At 69.3% G+C, this 17,264-nt stretch carries 19 protein-coding genes; 10 read left to right on the top strand and 9 right to left on the bottom strand.

Translation table 11 applies throughout. From position 1 onward, the window contains the following. The first annotated feature begins 50 nt into the window (after positions 1-50). Complete coding sequence (locus KXC43_RS24240) at positions 51-557, top strand: DUF402 domain-containing protein (RefSeq protein WP_221378429.1); 507 nt, start codon at positions 51-53, stop codon at positions 555-557. On the opposite strand, the gene sigJ is transcribed toward KXC43_RS24240, so the two are convergent. Beyond that, positions 537-1,403 carry an RNA polymerase sigma factor SigJ gene (gene sigJ / locus KXC43_RS24235; protein ID WP_221378428.1) on the bottom strand — a complete coding sequence of 289 codons (867 nt, stop codon included), beginning with the start codon at positions 1,401-1,403 and terminating at the stop codon, positions 537-539. The genes KXC43_RS24240 and sigJ overlap by 21 nt on opposite strands. Positions 1,404-1,491: 88 nt before the next feature. Here sigJ and KXC43_RS24230 point away from each other — a divergent pair, with 88 nt between their 5' ends. From KXC43_RS24230 to KXC43_RS24220, 3 genes are all read left to right on the top strand, one after another. Then, complete coding sequence (locus KXC43_RS24230) at positions 1,492-2,454, top strand: PI-PLC domain-containing protein (protein WP_221378427.1); 963 nt, start codon at positions 1,492-1,494, stop codon at positions 2,452-2,454. A 79-nt stretch (positions 2,455-2,533) separates the two neighbouring features. Then, entirely contained in the window at positions 2,534-3,160 is a 627-nt protein-coding gene (locus KXC43_RS24225; protein WP_221378426.1) for a DUF47 domain-containing protein, read from the top strand. A 3-nt stretch (positions 3,161-3,163) separates the two neighbouring features. After that, complete coding sequence (locus tag KXC43_RS24220; protein WP_221378425.1) at positions 3,164-4,177, top strand: inorganic phosphate transporter; 1,014 nt, start codon at positions 3,164-3,166, stop codon at positions 4,175-4,177. 35 nt (positions 4,178-4,212) lie between these two features. Here the strand turns inward: KXC43_RS24220 and KXC43_RS24215 are convergent, their stop codons facing one another. Further along, a complete protein-coding gene (locus KXC43_RS24215) occupies positions 4,213-5,190 on the bottom strand; it encodes a Gfo/Idh/MocA family protein (RefSeq protein ID WP_221378424.1) in 978 nt (325 codons plus the stop codon). 67 nt (positions 5,191-5,257) lie between these two features. Here KXC43_RS24215 and KXC43_RS24210 point away from each other — a divergent pair, with 67 nt between their 5' ends. Next, positions 5,258-6,049 carry an NUDIX hydrolase gene (locus KXC43_RS24210; RefSeq protein ID WP_308129230.1) on the top strand — a complete coding sequence of 264 codons (792 nt, stop codon included), beginning with the start codon at positions 5,258-5,260 and terminating at the stop codon, positions 6,047-6,049. A 113-nt stretch (positions 6,050-6,162) separates the two neighbouring features. Here KXC43_RS24210 and pstB read toward each other — a convergent pair whose 3' ends face one another. The 6 genes from pstB to KXC43_RS24180 all read right to left on the bottom strand — a co-directional run bounded on the left by pstB (position 6,163) and on the right by KXC43_RS24180 (position 12,222). Then, entirely contained in the window at positions 6,163-6,939 is a 777-nt protein-coding gene (pstB, locus tag KXC43_RS24205; RefSeq protein ID WP_221378422.1) for a phosphate ABC transporter ATP-binding protein PstB, read from the bottom strand. An 11-nt stretch (positions 6,940-6,950) separates the two neighbouring features. Then, on the bottom strand, positions 6,951-8,036 hold the full coding sequence (gene pstA / locus KXC43_RS24200) for a phosphate ABC transporter permease PstA (RefSeq protein ID WP_221378421.1): 1,086 nt from the start codon (positions 8,034-8,036) through the stop codon (positions 6,951-6,953). Between the two features lie 84 nt (positions 8,037-8,120). Beyond that, a complete protein-coding gene (gene pstC, locus KXC43_RS24195) occupies positions 8,121-9,191 on the bottom strand; it encodes a phosphate ABC transporter permease subunit PstC (protein WP_221378420.1) in 1,071 nt (356 codons plus the stop codon). A gap of 38 nt (positions 9,192-9,229) precedes the next feature. Next, positions 9,230-10,327, bottom strand: coding sequence for a phosphate ABC transporter substrate-binding protein PstS (gene pstS / locus KXC43_RS24190; protein WP_221378419.1), 1,098 nt, complete (start codon positions 10,325-10,327; stop codon positions 9,230-9,232). A 280-nt stretch (positions 10,328-10,607) separates the two neighbouring features. After that, complete coding sequence (mshD, locus tag KXC43_RS24185) at positions 10,608-11,489, bottom strand: mycothiol synthase (RefSeq protein WP_221378418.1); 882 nt, start codon at positions 11,487-11,489, stop codon at positions 10,608-10,610. Positions 11,490-11,499: 10 nt separating this feature from the next. Beyond that, positions 11,500-12,222 (bottom strand): winged helix-turn-helix transcriptional regulator, encoded by a 723-nt coding sequence (locus tag KXC43_RS24180; protein ID WP_221378417.1) that lies wholly within the window; start codon positions 12,220-12,222, stop codon positions 11,500-11,502. Between the two features lie 255 nt (positions 12,223-12,477). Between KXC43_RS24180 and KXC43_RS24175 the strand changes: the two genes are divergently transcribed. The 5 genes from KXC43_RS24175 to KXC43_RS24160 all read left to right on the top strand — a co-directional run bounded on the left by KXC43_RS24175 (position 12,478) and on the right by KXC43_RS24160 (position 15,917). Beyond that, the gene (locus tag KXC43_RS24175) at positions 12,478-13,479 is read left to right on the top strand and encodes a hypothetical protein (RefSeq protein ID WP_308129229.1); all 1,002 of its coding nucleotides are present in this window, start codon (positions 12,478-12,480) and stop codon (positions 13,477-13,479) included. Positions 13,480-13,567: 88 nt separating this feature from the next. Then, positions 13,568-14,362, top strand: coding sequence for an LmeA family phospholipid-binding protein (locus KXC43_RS24170; protein WP_308129228.1), 795 nt, complete (start codon positions 13,568-13,570; stop codon positions 14,360-14,362). Between the two features lie 40 nt (positions 14,363-14,402). After that, a complete protein-coding gene (locus KXC43_RS53240; protein WP_369076957.1) occupies positions 14,403-14,555 on the top strand; it encodes an Ms5788A family Cys-rich leader peptide in 153 nt (50 codons plus the stop codon). A 181-nt stretch (positions 14,556-14,736) separates the two neighbouring features. Further along, positions 14,737-15,585: a sulfurtransferase gene (locus KXC43_RS24165; RefSeq protein ID WP_221378416.1), complete on the top strand. Its 849-nt coding sequence runs from the start codon at positions 14,737-14,739 to the stop codon at positions 15,583-15,585. A gap of 2 nt (positions 15,586-15,587) precedes the next feature. Next, on the top strand, positions 15,588-15,917 hold the full coding sequence (locus tag KXC43_RS24160; RefSeq protein WP_221378415.1) for a DUF1416 domain-containing protein: 330 nt from the start codon (positions 15,588-15,590) through the stop codon (positions 15,915-15,917). A gap of 9 nt (positions 15,918-15,926) precedes the next feature. Here KXC43_RS24160 and KXC43_RS24155 read toward each other — a convergent pair whose 3' ends face one another. Then, positions 15,927-17,180, bottom strand: coding sequence for an AI-2E family transporter (locus tag KXC43_RS24155; protein ID WP_255644708.1), 1,254 nt, complete (start codon positions 17,178-17,180; stop codon positions 15,927-15,929). Positions 17,181-17,264 lie beyond the last annotated feature (84 nt).

The following is a 17,264-nucleotide window of genomic DNA, read 5'->3' as shown; positions in this document are numbered from 1 at the left end:
GACGGTACCCGCCACCACCGACAGAAGCCGACCACCGTTAGGGTTCTTGCATGCCGAGTGACACGGTCCGGGTCGTCTACACGAAGTACGACGGGTCGGCCCACCGGGACTATCCCGCCCGCCGTTTCGACTCCGACGAGCTCGGGGTCTGGGTCGGCGTCACCAAGGGCACGGAATCGGTCTATCACGGCCGCCCGTCGGTCGAGCAGATCCCGTTCGTGCTGCTCATCCCCCATCACGCGTGGTGGACAGGCATGTTCAACCCGCAGCCGCGCACCAGCGAGGTCTACTGCGACATCACCACCCCGGCCCGGTGGGAGGGCGACACCGTCCACATCATCGACCTCGATCTCGACGTGGTGCGCCGGCGCTCGACGGGCGTGGTCGAACTGCGCGACGAGGACGAGTTCGACGAGCACCGCACCCAGTTCGGCTACCCCGACGATCTCGTACGCGAGGCCCGCGCGGCGGCCGACAAGTTGCTCGTGGCGCTGGGCGACGGCAGCGAGCCGTTCGCCACCCACTTCCACCAATATCTACAGAAGGTCGCTGACTAGCAGCTTGTTCGGGTTGAGCTGCTGAAACAGGCCGGTGATGCGGCCGTCGGCCACGGTGATGGCGAGCGCGCCGCGGACCGACTCCCCGCGTACGAAGATCCCGGCGGTGCCGTTGATCAAGGCTGGCTCGAGGACGGCGCCCGCCATCCGGCTGCCGTGCGCGATGCCGACGAAGAAGCGGGACACCTTGTCGGCGCCGACGATCGGCCGTAGCGCGGTGCTGGTGAAGCCGCCGCCGTCGCTGATCGACACGACGTCGGGCGCGAGCACGGCGGCCAGCGCCTGCATGTCCCCGCTGTTCACCGCCTCGATGAAGGCAGCCAGCACCCGGCGCTGCTCGGCCCGGCCGGCGTTGTGCCGCACGCTGCCGTCGGCGGCCGCCCGGCGTCCGCGCGAGGCGTGCTGCCGGGCCGCGGCCTCGGTCGTGCCGAGCACCTCGGCCACCTCGCCGTAGGGCACCGCGAACGCGTCGTGCAGCACGAGCGCGACCCGCTGTTCCGGGCTCAGCCGTTCCAGCACCACGAGCAGCGCCAGGCCGACCTGGTCGCGCTGCTCGGCCTGCCCGGCCGGACCGACGTCGGGGTCCACGAAGTAGTCCGGCAGCCACTGGCCGGTGTACGCCTCGCGCGACACGCGGGCCGACTTGAGCACGTCCAGGCAGAGGCGGCCGGTGACCGTGGTGAGCCAGGCGCGCACGTCGCGGATCTCGCCGTCGGCCGCGCGCGTGTAGCGCAGCCAGGCCTCCTGCACGACATCCTGGGCCTCGGCGATGCTGCCGAGCATCCGGTAGGCGACGGCGACGAGATGTGGGCGCTCGGCTTCGAAGGCCTCGGCGGAGTGCGGCATGAGGGAATTCTGCGCGACATTCCCGGAGCGGGGTAGCAGGTGTGTCAGAGTGTAAAACGCCCATTTTGTACAAAGCGGATGGTGTGACGTGAACGAGGGGCTTGCGATCGCGGGTGGCCTGGCCGGACTCGCCGGCGTGGCCGGATCAGCCGTGGCCGGACTCACGGTGCTGCGCCGCCGCGGCTCCTACCTGGCGTCCGGCCACGCGCTGGCGCGTCCGGACGACATCGACCCGCTGCCCGGGGTGCTCCGGCGCGGGCTCGGCGGCCTCACCGTGCCGGTCACCCCCGGTCCACGGGGCGAACTGTTCCTCGGGCCGGGCGCGCCGCAGCCCGGCCGCACCCTGCGCCGGCTGGTGCTCACCCCGCTCTTCGCCCGCGCCCGCGGCAACGGCGGCCGGCTCGCCCGCGACCAGCCGGTGCCGTTCCGGCTCGTCGTCGAGGTCACCGGCGCCGTCCGCGACGCCGAGACGCTCCTGCGGGCGTACCGCATCCTCGACCAGCAGCTTCGGGACCACGCCGCGCTGCTCAGCCACTGCGACGGCGACGACCTGGTGCCGGGCGCGGTCACCGTGTCGGTGACGGGCATCGTGGACGTCCGCGAGCTGCTCGCGGCCCAGCCCGTGCGCTACGCGTTCGCCGACGGGTCGTTCGACGACCTCGGCTCGCGGTCGGCGCCGGCCACTCTCGTACCGATGATCAGCGAGCCCTGGAGCCGGCGGTTCGGCTGGGACGGGCTCGAACCGATCCCGGCCGAGGAACGTCACCTGCTGCACGCCATGGTCCGCTCGGCCCACGACGACGGGCGTACCGTGCGCATCTCGGGCCTGCCGGAAGGGCCCCGCAAGGCCCGGGCCGCGATCTGGGCCGAGCTGGGCGCCGCCGGCGTCGACGTGATCGCCGACCGTGACCAGCGTGGACTCGCCCGGCATCTGCGCAAGAACCCGGTGAGCCGCTGGGTTGCCCGCGAACCGCTGCCGACCCGGGCCGTCCGGCGCAACTCGCCGCGCCCCCAGGCGCCCCGCACAGAACGACACCGGGAAGCCGTTTAGCGGGCGAGCAGAAGGTGAACCAGGGGAGGCCGTAGCATCTCCGGAGATCAACCATCGCCTGTCGATCGAGGTTCGCGCCGTGAAGTTCTCCTTCCGCCCCGTCGAGGGCGCCTTCTACGACCTGTTCACCCAGGCCGCGAACAATCTCGTCAAGGGCACGGAACTGCTCAACGAGCTGGCCCTGCCGGGCGTCGACGTGCAGTCGGTCAGCGACCGGCTCACCGACGTCGAGCACGACAGCGACCAGATCACGCACGACCTCTACAAGAAGATCAACTCGACCTTCATCACGCCGTTCGACCGTGAGGACATCTATTCGCTGGGCTCACAGCTCGACGACGTGATGGACCACCTCGAGGCGGTCGGCAACCTGCTCTACCTGTACGGGCTGACCGAGCTCCCGTCGCTGCCGCGCGAGATGCACGAGCTGGTCGACGTGCTCGACCAACAAGCCAAGATCACCGCCGACGCCATGCCGCGGCTGCGCGCGATGAAGGGTCTCGAGGAGTACTGGATCGAGATCAACCGGCTCGAGAACGAGGGCGACCGGTCGTACCGGATGTTGCTGGTCCGGCTCTTCTCGGGCGAGTACGACGCCCTCACGGTGCTCAAGATGAAGGAAGTGGCCGACGAGCTCGAGGCCGCCTGCGACGCGTTCGAGCACGTGGCGAACACCGTCGAGACCATCGCGGTCAAGGAGTCCTAGGCCTTGTCGCCCGAGTTCTTCGCCGTCTCCGCGGTGATCATCGCTGCGATGGCCTTCGACTACACCAACGGCTTTCACGACGCCGCCAACGCCATCGCGACCAGCATCAGCACGCGGGCCCTGACCCCGCGGATCGCGCTGGCCATGGCCGCCGTCGGCAACTTCATCGGCGCCCACCTGGGCGGCGACGTGGCCAAGACGGTCGGCGACGGGCTGGTCAAGCTCGAACTCGGCATCCCCAGCCTCGCCGTGGTCTTCGCCGGCGTCGTCGGCGCCGTCACCTGGAACCTGATCACGTGGTGGTTCGGGCTGCCGTCGAGCTCGTCCCACGCGCTGTTCGGCGGCCTGGTCGGCGCCACGCTGGTCGCCGGCCCGGCGCTGGGCGAGGTGCAGTGGCGCACGATCGTCGACAAGGTCCTGATCCCGATGGTCGCCTCGCCGTTCGTCGGCTTCCTGCTCGGCTTCATCGTGATGGTCGCGATCATGTGGATCTTCCGCCGCGGCAACCCGGGCAAGCTCAACCGCGGCTTCCGCATCGCCCAGACCATCTCGGCCGCGCTCATGTCGCTGGGCCACGGCATCCAGGACGCCGCCAAGACCATGGGCATCGTGGTGCTGGCGCTCTACACGGGCGGCTTCCAGGACAACGCCACCCACATCCCGTGGTGGGTCTACATCACCACCGCGACGATGCTGGCCGCCGGCACCTACTCGGGCGGCTGGCGCATCATCCGCACGCTCGGCCGCAAGATCATCGACCTCGGCCCGGCCGAGGGCTTCGCCGCCGAGACGGTGGCCAGCTCGGTGCTCTTCTTCAACGCGTACGTGCTGCACGCCCCCATCTCGACCACCCACACGATCACGTCGGCCATCATGGGCGTCGGCGCCACCAAGCGCCTCAACGCCGTCCGCTGGAACGTGGCCGGCAACATCGTGATCGCCTGGGTGACGACCTTCCCCGCTGCCGGCCTGATCGCCTGCGCCTACTACTTCCTCGTCCGCCCGCTCTTCACCTGAGCTGACGGACGACCTGCGCCGGCCCGGCCCGCTCCTCAGTAGACGACGCCGACTTCCTCGCGGATCGTGTCGAGCAGGGTCATCACCTCGAGGGTGGTCGCGTGCGACATGAGAGGGCTCTCGAGTTCGCCGGCCTGGAGGCAGCGCTGGACCTCGGCCGCCTCGAACTGGTAGCCGTTGCCGGGGAATTCGTGGTCGAAGGTCTCGGGGGCGCGGCCGGGGCGGTGCAGAGTGAAGGTGCGCGGCACGAAGAAGCCCTCGGGCAGTTCGATCCGGCCGTCGGTGCCGGTGATCGTCGCGTTGTTGCGGCTCTGGCCGTTGATGCTGCACGTCAGCGCGGCCACCGCGCCGGGCTCGTAGCCGAGCAGGATGCCGGTGTTCTCGTCGACCCGCTCGGGCGTCAGGTGGGCCCACGCCTGCACCGAGGCCGGAGCGCCCAGGATCAGGTGGACCAGGTTGAGCGGGTAGACGCCGAGGTCGAGCAGCGCGCCGCCGCCCAGCTTCGGGTTGCGCAAGCGGTGGTCGGCCTCGAACGGGCCCTGCAGGCCGAAGTCGGCGTGGATCGCGCTGACCCAGCCGATCGTGCCGTTCTCGACCAATTCGGCGATCTTGCGGATGGCCGGGTTGGTGCGCATCCACATCGCTTCCATCAGGAAGACGCCCTTGTCGCGGGCGTGCGCCACGAGCTGGGCGGCGGACGGCAGGTCGAGGGTGATCGGCTTCTCGACCAGGACGGACTTACCGGCCTCGATGCACAGGTGCGCCGCCTCGGCGTGGAAGGCGTGCGGCGTGGCGATGTAGACGACGTCGACACCGGGGTCGGCGGCCAGATCGGCGTACGAGCCATGGGCCCGGGCGAACCCGAAACGCTCGGCGAATTCGGTGGCGGTCTGCTGACGGCGGGAGCCGACCGCGGCGAGCTCAGCCCCGGGTACGAGCGGCAGGTCGCCGGCGAACTGGGCGGCGATCCCGCCGGGGCCGAGGATCCCCCAGCGAACCTTCTGTTCGGTCATGATCCTTACGGTATCGTCCGTGCCCCGTCAGATCGTCTTCAGTCCGCTTTTGGGAGAGGATCGGTGGGTGACCGATCCGACGCCCGTGCGGCTTCCCCCGGCAATGGTCAAGAGGGCACGCGAGTTCGCGGGGACGCCGGCGCCGGTGCGCGACGCGGCCACTGTCGTGCTTCTGCGCCCTGCGGGCGTTTCCTTCGAGCTGTACGTGGTGAAGCGCGCGACGACGATGGCCTTCGGCGGTCTGTACGCCTTCCCCGGCGGCGGCGTCGACCCGACCGACCGCCCCGCGACTCTGCGCACCGACTGGCCCACCCGTCTCGGTGTTCCCGCCGAACGCGCCCACGCGGTGGTCGGCGCCGCCGTGCGCGAGCTCTTCGAGGAGACCGGCGTGCTGCTGGCCGGTCCGGTCCAGCAACCCGACCGCACCCTGAGCGACGTGGACACGGCCGACTGGGAGGCCGACCGGGCCGCCGTCGCCGCCCGCGAGCTGACCCTGACCGACCTGCTGCGCCGCCGCGGGCTGCAGCTGCGCGACGACCTGCTGTTCCCGTGGGCCCGCTGGATCACCCCGGAGTTCGAACCGAAGCGGTACGACACGTGGTTCTTCGTCTCGCTGCTGCCCGAGGGGCAGGCCGCCCGCGACGTCTCCGGCGAGGCCACGGAGGCGATCTGGATCGGCCCGAGCGCGACGACCGGCCTGCGCATGCTGCCGCCGACCCGGCACACGGTTGACTCGCTCTCGGCGTACGGCGAAATGACGCAGATCGTCGCGGCCGCGAGCCGCCGCGACGCCGCAACCCCGGTCATGCCTCGCGTCGAACTCACGAACGACGGCGGCGCCCTGCTGCACCTGCAGTAGAGCGCCGCCAACCAGCCCTACCCCGCCCACCCAAGGGGCTGGCCTGAAATACGCCGATCGAAAGGGGCAAATCGACTTATCCACAGGGCCCGACGGGTGATGTGCGGGACTTTTCAGCCGAAGCGACCGGTGATGTAGTCCTCGGTCTTCTTCTCGGTCGGGTTGCTGAAGATCTTCTGGGTGTCGTCGTACTCGATCAGGCGGCCCGGGTCGCCGGTCTTGTCGATCGAGAAGAAGCCGGTCTTGTCGCTGACCCGAGCGGCCTGCTGCATGTTGTGCGTGACGATGATGATCGTGAAGCGGTCCTTCAGCTTGAACATCAGGTCCTCGATCGCCAGCGTCGAGATCGGGTCGAGGGCCGAGCAGGGCTCGTCCATCAGCACGACCTGCGGCTCGACCGCGATGGTGCGGGCGATGCAGAGACGCTGCTGCTGACCACCGGAGAGGCCGGCGCCGGGACGGCTCAGCCTGTCCTTGACCTCGTTCCACAGGTTCGCCGACTTCAGCGACTGCTCGGCGGCGTCGTCGAGCAGCGACTTCTTCTTGACGCCGTTGAGCTTCAGACCGGCGACCACGTTCTCGTAGATCGACATGGTCGGGAACGGGTTGGGACGCTGGAACACCATGCCGATCAGGCGGCGGACGGCGGTGACGTCGACATCCGGGTCGTAGATGTTCTGCTCGTCGATCGTGAGCGAGCCCTCGATGCGGGCGTTGGGCAGCACCTCGTGCATGCGGTTGATCGACCGCAGGAACGTGGACTTGCCGCAACCCGACGGCCCGATCAGGGCGGTGATGGTCTTGGGCTCGACGACCATCGACACGCTGTCGATGGCCTTGAAGTTCCCGTAGTAGGACGAGACGTTGCTCGCTTCGATGCGCTTGGCCATGGGGGCTACCTCTACTTCGACAGACTGTTGCGACGGGCGAGCAGCTTGGCGGCGACCGTCAGGACGAGCACGATCGCGACCAGGGTCAGCGCGGCGGTCCAGGCCCGCGCCGGGGCGTACCGCGAGGCGTCACCGGCCTGCTGGTACACGAAGAGCGACAGGGACTGCTGACCGCCGGCGAACGGGTCGAAGTTGATCGCCGCGGCGCCACCGGCCACGAGCAGCACCGGAGCCGTCTCGCCGGCCGCGCGGGCGACCGCCAGCATGATGCCGGTGACGATGCCGGGCAGCGCCGTGGGGACGACAACCTTCACGATCGTCTTCCACTGCGGCACACCGAGCGCGTACGCGCCTTCCCGCAGCGGCCCCGGAACCAGGCGCAACATCTCCTCGGTGGAGCGGACGATCGTCGGCAGCATCAGCACGGTCAGCGCCAGCGAAGCGGCGAAACCGGAGAACTCCGGCCGGCCGTCGTTGAACCACGGGCTGACGATCAACACCCAGAAGGAGAGGACGAACAGACCGGCGACGATCGACGGGATGCCCGTCATGACGTCGACGAAGAAGCGGACGGTGGTGGCGAACTTGCCCCGGCCGTACTCGACCAGGTAGATCGCGCCGAGCACGCCGAGCGGCACGGCCATCAGGGTGGCGATGCCGACCTGCTCCAGGGTGCCGATGATGGCGTGGTAGGCGCCGCCCTCGGGGTCCCGGGCGCCGATGTTGTTCATCGACGAGCCGAAGAAGTCGCCGTCGAGGCGGCCGGCGCCCTTGGAGATCAGCGTCCATACGACCGAGGCGAGCGGCAGAATCGCCAGCACGCAGGCGGCGTAGATGAGCGTCTTCCACATGCGGTCGCGCGCGGCCCGGCGACCCTCGATGCGGCCGGCCACGACCTGCAGGCCGACCAGATAGAAGACAACGCCGAGGACCACACCGAGCACGTAGTTGCCGATGCTGAAGCCGTAGGCCAGGGCCATGCCGATGACGAGCGCGCCCACGGCGAGGCCGAGGTTCAGGCCCACGTGGAGCTTCTGGGACCGGATGTTGTCCGGCGTCATGACGACATCGGCAGACTCACGTTCAAGAAGGCTCATGCTGTGCTCCCTGGGGCATGCGCTCCCGGCCCTCGCCTGCGAGGCCGTTCATCGGTGCGGCTGAGTGCCGCTCGGTGCAGTCGCTCATGCCGCACTGTCCCGGAACTCGCGCCGTCGGTAGATGATCGCCCGCGCCGCCATGTTGACCACGAGGGTGATCGCGAAGAGCACGAGGCCGGAGGCGATCAGGGCGCCGCGGCCCGTCTCGTTGGCCTCGCCGAAGGAGTTGGCGATGTTGGCGGCGATCGAGTTACCGCCGTTCTCGATGATGTTGAACGAGATGTTGAAGACGACACCGAGGGTCAGGGCCAGGGCGATCGTCTCGCCGAGGGCGCGGCCGAGGCCGAGCATCACGGCGGCGATCACACCGGGCTTGCCGTAGGGCAGCACCGCGGTGCGGACCATCTCCCACTTGGTGGCGCCGAGGGCGAGCGCGGCTTCCTCGTTCATGCCCGGGGTCTGCATGAAGACCTCGCGCGACAGCGAGGTCACGATCGGCAGCACCATGATCGCGAGGACCAGGCTGCCCAGCAGCACCGAGCGGCCGAACGGGCCGTCACCGCCGAAGATCGGGATCCAGCTGAAGTATTCGTTGAGCCACGCCGAGAAGTTGCGGACCGGCTCCATGAAGACGTCCCGGCCCCAGAGGCCGAAGACGACACTGGGCACGGCGGCCAGCAGGTCGATCACGAAGCCGAGCGGGGTGGCCAGGCGCTTGGGCGCGTAGTGCGAGAGGAACAGCGCGATGCCGAGAGCGATCGGCACCGCCACGAGCAGCGCGATGATCGACGTCAGCACGGTGCCGAAGGCGAGGACGGCGATGCCGAACTTCGGCTCGGTCTCGTTCGGGAACCACGACTTGTAGGTCAGGAAGTTCTCGGTGTCGGCGTTGATCGCCGGCACGGCCTTGGAGATCAGGAAGACCGCGATGGCGACGATGATGACCAGCACCATCGCGCCCGCTGCCACGGAGAGGCCTCGGAAGCCGGCCTCCATGCCGAAGCGGGTCTTCTTGGGCAGGGCGCCCCCGCCGCCGAATGGGGGTTCTTCGTAGCTCCTCGGGGAAACACCGGTGCCGGCGCCCTGGGGGTGACGTCCAGTCATACCCAGGTCGCCGGCGGTGGCGTTCTCCGAGCGGGAGGGGTTGTCACCCATCTGCTCGCTCGCTGTCGTCTCGGAGGGATTCAGTCAGTTCAGGAGATCGAGGCGACCGCGGTCTCGACCTTGCTGCGGATGCTCTCCGGCAGCGGGGCGTAGCCCAGGTCGTTCAGCGCCGACTGACCACCGGTGCTGGAGGTGTAGGTGAAGAACGCCTTGAGCTCCTTGGCCTTCGGGCTGCCCTTGCTGCAGACGATCTCGTAGGTGGCCAGGACGATCGGGTACGCGCCCGCGGTCTTGGCGGTGTAGTCGATGCTCAGCTTCAGGTCGTTGCCGGTGCCCTCGATCTTGGCGCCCTCGATGCCCTTGCCGGCGCTCTCGCCGGTCAGCTCGGTGTACTCGCCGGCACCGTTCTTGATCTTGGCCTTCTGCAGGTCGCTGTTCTCGGCGTACGAGAGCTCGACGTAGGAGATGGCGCCCGGGGTGCTCTTGACCGCGGTGGCCACGCCGTCCGACTTGGCCGCGCCGGTGCCGCCCTTGGCCTTCCACGCCTTGGCGTTGCCGTAGGTCCAGTCGGCCTCGGCGGTCTTGCTCAGGTACTTGGTGAAGTTGTCGGTCGTGCCCGACTCGTCCGAGCGGTGGACGGCGGTGATGGCGGTGTCCGGGAGCTTGGCGCCGGAGTTCTGCGCGGCGATCGCCGGGTCGTTCCACTTGGTGATCTTGCTGTCGAAGATCTTGGCGAGCGTCGGCGCGTCGAGCTGGAGGTTGTCGACACCCTCAGCGTTGTAGACGACCGCGATCGGGCCGACGACCATCGGCAGGTTCAGCGCGGCGCCACCGGGGCACTTCGCGTCAGCCTGCGGCTGCTCCTCCTCCTTGAGGGCGGAGTCGGAACCGGCGAAGTCGGCGGTGCCCGCGATGAAGGCCTGAATACCGGCGCCCGAAGCGGTGCCCTGGTAGTCGATCTTCGCGTCGGCACACTGACCCTGGTAGGTCTTGATCCACTCGTCCATGGCGTTCTTCTGCGCCGACGAACCCTGAGCAGTCAGGCTGCCGGCGACACAGTTACCGGACGCAGCGGAAGCGTCACTTCCGCCCTCCGGCGATTCGTTGTCCGAGCCGCACGCGGCCAGCGCGAGCGTCGCAGTCAAAGCAATGCCGGCTGCCAGAAAACCGGACCGCTGGAGCTTCACAATGTTCCCTTCGGTGGTGTGCGCGCCGGCTTCGCACCGGCACCACCGAAGCTAAGAGCGCGAGGTAGCCGGTTAGCCGGGCCTAAATGAACGCGCAGTGAACACGTCGACGCCTGAAGTTGGCCTTCCCCTGAGGGCGAGTTGTCCGTTGCGTGAACTGAGTGACCAGAGACGGAAATGTCGGATATTTACAGGCGGTGTTTACCGCCCTGAAACACGACCTTGTCCGGCTCGTGACTCGTGAGGCCCGGCGGGTGTGTCGACCGACACCCACCTCGGATTATGGACGGAAGTAGTTGATATCCGTCTTGTGAATGGCGAAGCCGAGGCGCTGGTAGAGGGCCACGGCCGCGGTGTTGGACTCGTCGACGTACAGGTTCGAGACCGTGAGGCCCTGCTTGGCCAGATGGCTGAGGCCGGCGACGCTCAGCGCCGCCCCCAGGCCCCGGCGGTGACCAGCCGGGTCGACGCCCAGCACGTAGATCTCACCGATCGCGGGTTCGGCTCCGGTCGCGGGATGCACCTTGGTCCAGTGGAAGCCGGCCAGCGTGTCGTTGCCGTCGACGGCCAGCAGGAAGCCGGCCGGGTCGAACCAGGGCTCGCCCTCGCGCAGCAACAGGTCGTCGAGGGTCCAGCGGCCCTGCTCGGGATGGTGCGCGAAGGCCCGGGCGTTGACGCCCAGCCAGGCCTGCTCGTCGTGGCCGGGGCGGAAGCTGCGCAGCGTGATTCCGGGCGGCAGCGGGATCTCGGGCAGGGGCTCGGTGAGCGAGCGGCGCATCTGCCACAGGACCCGTACGCGCTCGAAGCCGTTCTTTTCCGCGAACGCCCGGGCGCCGGGCTCGTCGCCGTGCGCCCAGAAGCGCAGCGGTCCCTGGCCGACGGCAGTCAGCAGCGCGGTGCCGTGACCGTGCCGGCGGGCCGACGGGTGCACGAAAAGCTCACCGGAGCCGTCACGCTCGAGATAGGCGTAGCCCGCGAGGCGCTCGCCCGCATAGGCCAGAAAGTGCGTGTGCGCGGTGGGGGCTCCCCCACCGCGCACACGCAGCACTACATCTTCGGACAGCGGGTAGACGCCGTCGGCCTGTTCGGCGGCGCTCGCCAGCGCGAGCACCTCGGCTGCCTCGGCAGCACTCAACCGGTCAACCGGGCGGACGGTCGTCATGCCCCTGACACTAGACCGGCAGCGAGACCGGCTCGTGATCGGGCAGCTGGCGGCCGGACGGCGGGACCACGAACTTGTAGCCGACCTGGCGCACCGTGCCGATCATCGACTCGTATTCCGAGCCGAGCTTGGCCCGCAGGCGACGGACGTGCACGTCGACCGTGCGCGTGCCGCCGAAGTAGTCGTAGCCCCAGACCTCGCGCAGCAGCTGGTCGCGGGTGAAGACCCGGCCCGGGTGCTGGGCGAGGAACTTCAGCAGCTCGAACTCCTTGTACGTGAGGTCGAGCGGGCGGCCCTTGAGCTTGGCCGCGTACGTGTCGGGGTCGATGTTGAGCTCGCCGGCCCGCACCGAACCGTTGGCGCCGGCGGTCGCGTTGCTCAGACGGCCGACCGACATGCGCAGCCGGGCCTCGACCTCGGCCGGGCCGGCGCTGGCCAGGATGACGTCGTCGACACCCCAGTCGGCGTTGAGCGCGATCAGGCCCGCCTCGGTGACGACCGCCATGAGCGGGACCCCGATGCCGGTCGCGTGCAGCATGCGGCACGTGGCCCGGGCCTCGGAGAGCTCCGAACGGGCGTCCACCATCACGGCGTCGGGGCTGGGCCCGGAAACCAGGGTGCGGACATCGCGGGGGGCAGTGCGTACGGAGTGGGGAAGCAGATCCAGCGCGGGCAGCACGGCGGAAGGTTCACCGGCACGCGCCGTCACCAACAGAAGGATTTCCACACTCACCTCCGTCCTTGCGGCACAGGCCGCTCGGGTGACTCGATGGCGTTACTCATGGTTCCGACATCGGCGGACATTTCCCGGCGTCACCGACGGGTGGGCTGGGCTTACCTTAACCGATGCATCACCAGGATCGCCTCGATCGTTTGTCTGAGTGATGTAGTGAACGCCCTTCCGGCGTACAAATGGCAGTTTCGTAACAGGGGTTTAACAGAGCCCGGAGAATTGGGCGAGCGCGTTCGTTCTGGCACGATCGCTTGCGTGTTCCCCACCATGCCGCAGGACGAGTCCTGGGACGCCGACGCCTCACGCGAGATCGCGAGAGGCGGCGGCAAGCGCCCGTCCGCCGGCTTCCGGGACGAACCCGGCCCCGACGATCCCGCCGTCGCCGAGCCCGAGGACGGCGAGGACGACGAACTCGAGGAGATCGAGGTCGTCCCCGTCCGCCGCGAGCTGTCGCTGGCCATCGCCGGGTTCGCCGGCCTGCTCGCGCTCGGTCTCGTGCTGGGCGCCGTGACCTCGGCGCCCGACTCGCGACTGCCGTACGCCATCGTGCTGTTCGGTGTGCAGCTGCTCGCCCTGCTGGCCTGGGTGATGGCGCTCGGCCCGCCCGCGGCCCTGACCACGGCCGGGGTCTGTGTGCCGACCGCGCTGGTCGCCGACTACCTCGCCGTGACCGGCGCCCGGGCCGAGCTCCTGCCGCTGGTCTGGGTCGCCCTCGGCGGCTTCGTCGCCGCGGTGCTGGGTCAGCTGGTCCGCGCCGAGGACCGTAAGCGCGTCACCGACTCGTGGCGGACGACGCTGGTGATCGTGGCCGGCGTCGTGGCGTACGCGATCCCGATCGTCCTGACCCGGCAAGAGGTCGGCACCCAGACGCTGACCGTGGGCGCCGTCGCCGCGGGCGTGGCACTGCTGGTCGCCCGGGCCACCGACGCGATCTTCCCCAAGCCCCGGCTCGCCGCCCAGGTGCCCCGCGGCGCCACCGGGATCGTGCTCGGCGCGATGCTCGGCACCCTGGCCGCGGCCGCGCTGGGCAGCGTCCTGGTGCTGCCCTTCACCCCGGCCAAGGGCGCCGTCGTCGGCCTGATCGCCGTGCTCATCGCCCACCTGGTCGACCTGGCGGTCAACTTCGGGCAGGCCGACCGGCGTCTCGCCGGGGACGCGCCGACCTTCTGGGTGGCCCGGCACATGCAGGGCCCGCTGGGCGCCTTCGCGTTGCTCTCGCCGGTCGCGTACGCCCTGAGCCACTGGTTCCTCGCCTGACCGCCGGCGGCCTCGGACGGTTTCGCGGGCGCCGGGGACGGGGCATGTACGGTTCTGGGCAGTTTCGGCTCTGGTGGGAGGACGGTCGGTGAGCGGCGAGGTCTACGGCACTGAACGCCCGCGCAGGAAGCGGCGGGGACGACGCCTGCTCATCACCCTGATCATCTTTCTGGTCCTGGTGGCCGGCGTGCTCGTCGGGCTCGACCGGTTCGCGGCCGGCTACGCCGAACGCATGATCGGCGACCGGGTCTCCGAGCAGATCGCCGACCAGAACGCGACCAGCGAGAAGCCGGACGTCACGATCGAGGGCATGCCGTTCCTGACCCAGGTGCTCGACGGGAACTACAAGCGCATCCGGATCCAGCTGGCGAACCTCTCCGGCCCGGCCGGCAACAACCGGACCGTCCGCGTGGCCGACCTGGACGTGAACGCCGACAACGTCAGCGCGCCGCTCGACACCATCCGCAGCGGCAACGGCGACATCGTCGCGAAGACCGTCACCGGCACCGGCATCATCGACTATCCGCAGCTGGCCGAGCTGATCGGTCAGCCCGGGCTCAAGCTCGCCGAACGCGACGGCAAGCTCGTGGGCAGCGCGCCCGTGCAAGCCCTGGGCCAGACGTTCGACGTCTCCGGCACCGCCGCTGTCACGGTGAAAGAAGGCGTGGTGCAGGTGCGCTTCTCCAACGTCACCGCCGAAGGCTTGCCCAACGTGCCGCTGATCCGCAATCTCATCGACAGCTACGTGCAGAAGCTCTCGGTCGACCTGCGCGTCCCGGAACTGCCGCTCAAGCTGGCCGTGCAGAAGGTCGAGCCCACGCCCGAGGGCCTGCGCTTCACCGCCGGCGCCGACGATGTGTCACTGAACGCGGGCGGCCTGTGACGCCCGCCCCCGTCCGACCGCCCCACCACCGCCCTATGACATGACTAAAGACTCATTCCCGGATCGTGGTCGGACCCTGTTACCGGTACCGGAAGCGCTGGTAGGGTCCGTTCTCATGAGCCTGTTGCTCACCAAGAGGCGTGCGGTCGACCTGTGCCGCATGGCCGCCTGCCTGTGTCGCCCCGTCATCTGACGGGGCCACCTGTGCTGAGCACCTTTTAGCTCTCCCCGCCGGCAATGCAGCCGGGTCCGTGGCGCCCGTCGCACGACAGCTCGAGATCCGTCCATCTCCACTGGGTCCCGCGCGCGGTGCGACACAACAATCTCCGTGCGCTGACTCACCCCCATCTCTCACCTGACAAGGGAGTGAACTGATGAGTCGCGACACCGCACTCGTTACGGCCGACTGGGCCGAGCAGAACCTCGACACCCCGGGCCTGGTCTTCGTCGAGGTCGACGAGGACACCACGGCCTACGACGGCGGGCACATCCCCGGCGCCATCAAGATCGACTGGAAGAAGGACCTGCAGGACCCGGTCCGGCGCGACTTCGTCAACCAGGAGCAGTTCTCGGCGCTGCTGTCCGAGCGCGGCATCTCCAACGACGACACCGTGATCCTCTACGGCGGCAACAACAACTGGTTCGCCGCGTACGCCTACTGGTACTTCAAGCTCTACGGCCACGACCAGGTCCGGCTGCTCGACGGTGGCCGCAAGAAGTGGGAGCTCGACGCCCGTCCGTACACCAAGGACGTGCCGGTCCGCGCCAAGACCAGCTACCAGGCGGCCGCGCCCGACCTGTCGATCCGCGCGTTCCGCGACGAGGTCGTCCAGGCCATCGGCGTCAAGAACCTGGTCGACGTGCGCAGCCCCGACGAGTTCGCCGGCCGCCTGCTCGCCCCGGCCCACCTGCCCCAGGAGCAGTCGCAGCGCGGCGGCCACATCCCGACCGCCATCAGCGTTCCGTGGAGCAAGGCGGCCAACGAGGACGGCACCTTCAAGTCCGACGACGAACTCTCCAAGATCTACGGTGAGGCCGGCCTCGACGGCAGCAAGGACACCATCGCCTACTGCCGCATCGGCGAGCGCTCCTCGCACACCTGGTTCGTGCTCAAGGAGCTGCTCGGCCAGCAGAACGTGAAGAACTACGACGGCTCGTGGACCGAGTACGGCTCGCTCATCGGCGTTCCGATCGCGCTCGGCGACGAACCCGGGAAGGCGTGACCATGACTTCTCCCAACATCGCGGCCGGCTGCGCGGCGCCCGACCAGTCGGCGCCGGTGCCCGCCCACGTGGATCTCAACCGCGAGACCGTGCTGACCGGCATCGTGCAGAACACCGACGGTGAGGCCGTCGGCGGCGCGTACGTGCGGCTGCTCGACGCGACCGGCGAGTTCACCGCCGAGGTGGTCTCGTCCCCCGAGGGCGTGTTCCGCTTCTTCGCGGCGCCCGGCTCGTGGACGCTGCGCGCCCTCAGCCGCAGCGGCAACGGCGAGGTCGTCGTCGACGCGACGGTCGGCGTCAACGAGGTCGGCCTCAGCGTCTCGCCGGCCTGATCGCACACCTCAGGTGCCGCCGCCCGTCACCACCACGGCGGTCGGCGGCACCTCCGGGCGGCGGCGCGTGAGGCGCCGGACGCCCGTGTTGAGCACGGCGATCAGCGGAACCGCGATCAGCGCGCCGATGATGCCGGCCAGCACCACGCCCGAGGCGATGCCGATGATCACGGCGAGCGGGTGGATGGCGACCGCCCGGCCCATGATCAACGGTTGGAGCACGTGCCCCTCGACCTGCTGGACCAGGATCACCGCGCCCAGCACGATCAGCGCGATCACCCAGCCCTGGTCGACCAGCGCCACCAGCACGGCGACCGTGCCCGAGATGCTCGCCCCGATGATCGGGATGAACGCGCCCAGGAACACCAGGGCGGCCAGCGGGAACGGGAACGGAATGTCCAGCACCACTAGGGCGATCCCGATGCCGACGGCGTCGATGAACGCGACCAGCACGGTGGCCCGCACGTAAGCGCCCAGCGTGACCCACGAGGCGTCCCCGGCATCGGCGAGCGACCAGCGGGCGTTCACCGGGAACAGCCGCACGATGAAGCGCCAGATCTTGCGGCCGTCGCGCAGGAAGAAGAACGTCGAGAACAGCACCAGGATCGCGCCGGTCAGCACCTCGAAGACGGTGGCCGCGGTGGCGATGCCGGTCGAGGTCAGCGACGCGGTGTTCGAGTTGATCCAGTCCTGCGCGTTGTCGATGGCCTGGTTGACCTGGTCGTCCGAGAGGTGCAGGGGCCCGGTCTTGGCCCATTCCTGGATCGTCCGGATGCCCGCCGTGGCGCCCTCGGTCAGCTGGGGCAGACCGTTCACGAACTGGGTGATCACCAGCGTGAGGGTGCCCGCGACCCCGGCCAGACCGCAGATCAGCACGAGGAACGTGGCCAGCGACGGCGGCAGGCGCAATCGGCGGAACCAGCCCACCGCGGGCGCCAGCAGCGCCGACAGCAACAACGAGACCGCCAGCGGGATGACGACCACGCTGATGATGCCGACGAAACGCAGCAGCGCCCAGCCGACCAGACCGACCACGATCAGCCGCCAGCCCCAGGCCGCGGCTATGCGCAGCGAGTGCGGCACCTCGGCGTCGTCCCGGCTGCTCGTCGAATGGTGCACGTCGTCCGGCTCGGGCGGCGGCGGGGCGAAATCGACCTCGGGATCCGGCTCGGGGCGCGACTCCTCGCGAGCCAGGCGCACGGTGTCCCGGCCCGAGTCGTAGGCCCGCCTCAGGTGTTCCCGGACTCGCTGCAAGCGGCTCAACCCGGCCACCCCCTCACCGTCGCGGTACGCACCTTGACAACCTAGTGGGCAGCGCTCCCGGCCGGTGCCCGCCACGTCGAGCGG

The sequence above is a fragment of the Paractinoplanes polyasparticus genome (assembly GCF_019710575.1).
Taxonomy (GTDB): Bacteria; Actinomycetota; Actinomycetes; order Mycobacteriales; family Micromonosporaceae; genus Actinoplanes; species Actinoplanes polyasparticus.
The sequence above is the reverse complement of the archived record's forward strand: the minus strand, read 5'-3'. Positions and strand labels throughout refer to the sequence as shown.

Bases quoted from the DNA above. Each gene is read 5' to 3' on its own strand.
- sigJ (WP_221378428.1), bottom strand. From the start codon at position 1,403: ATGCCGCACTCCGCCGAGGCCTTCGAAGCCGAGCGCCCACATCTCGTC.
- KXC43_RS24215 (WP_221378424.1), bottom strand. From the start codon at position 5,190: ATGACCGAACAGAAGGTTCGCTGGGGGATCCTCGGCCCCGGCGGGATC.
- pstA (WP_221378421.1), bottom strand. From the start codon at position 8,036: ATGAGCCTTCTTGAACGTGAGTCTGCCGATGTCGTCATGACGCCGGAC.
- KXC43_RS24165 (WP_221378416.1), top strand. From the start codon at position 14,737: ATGAGTCGCGACACCGCACTCGTTACGGCCGACTGGGCCGAGCAGAAC.
- mshD (WP_221378418.1), bottom strand. From the start codon at position 11,489: ATGACGACCGTCCGCCCGGTTGACCGGTTGAGTGCTGCCGAGGCAGCC.
- pstC (WP_221378420.1), bottom strand. From the start codon at position 9,191: ATGGGTGACAACCCCTCCCGCTCGGAGAACGCCACCGCCGGCGACCTG.
- KXC43_RS24240 (WP_221378429.1), top strand. From the start codon at position 51: ATGCCGAGTGACACGGTCCGGGTCGTCTACACGAAGTACGACGGGTCG.
- KXC43_RS53240 (WP_369076957.1), top strand. From the start codon at position 14,403: ATGACTAAAGACTCATTCCCGGATCGTGGTCGGACCCTGTTACCGGTA.
- KXC43_RS24160 (WP_221378415.1), top strand. From the start codon at position 15,588: ATGACTTCTCCCAACATCGCGGCCGGCTGCGCGGCGCCCGACCAGTCG.
- pstB (WP_221378422.1), bottom strand. From the start codon at position 6,939: ATGGCCAAGCGCATCGAAGCGAGCAACGTCTCGTCCTACTACGGGAAC.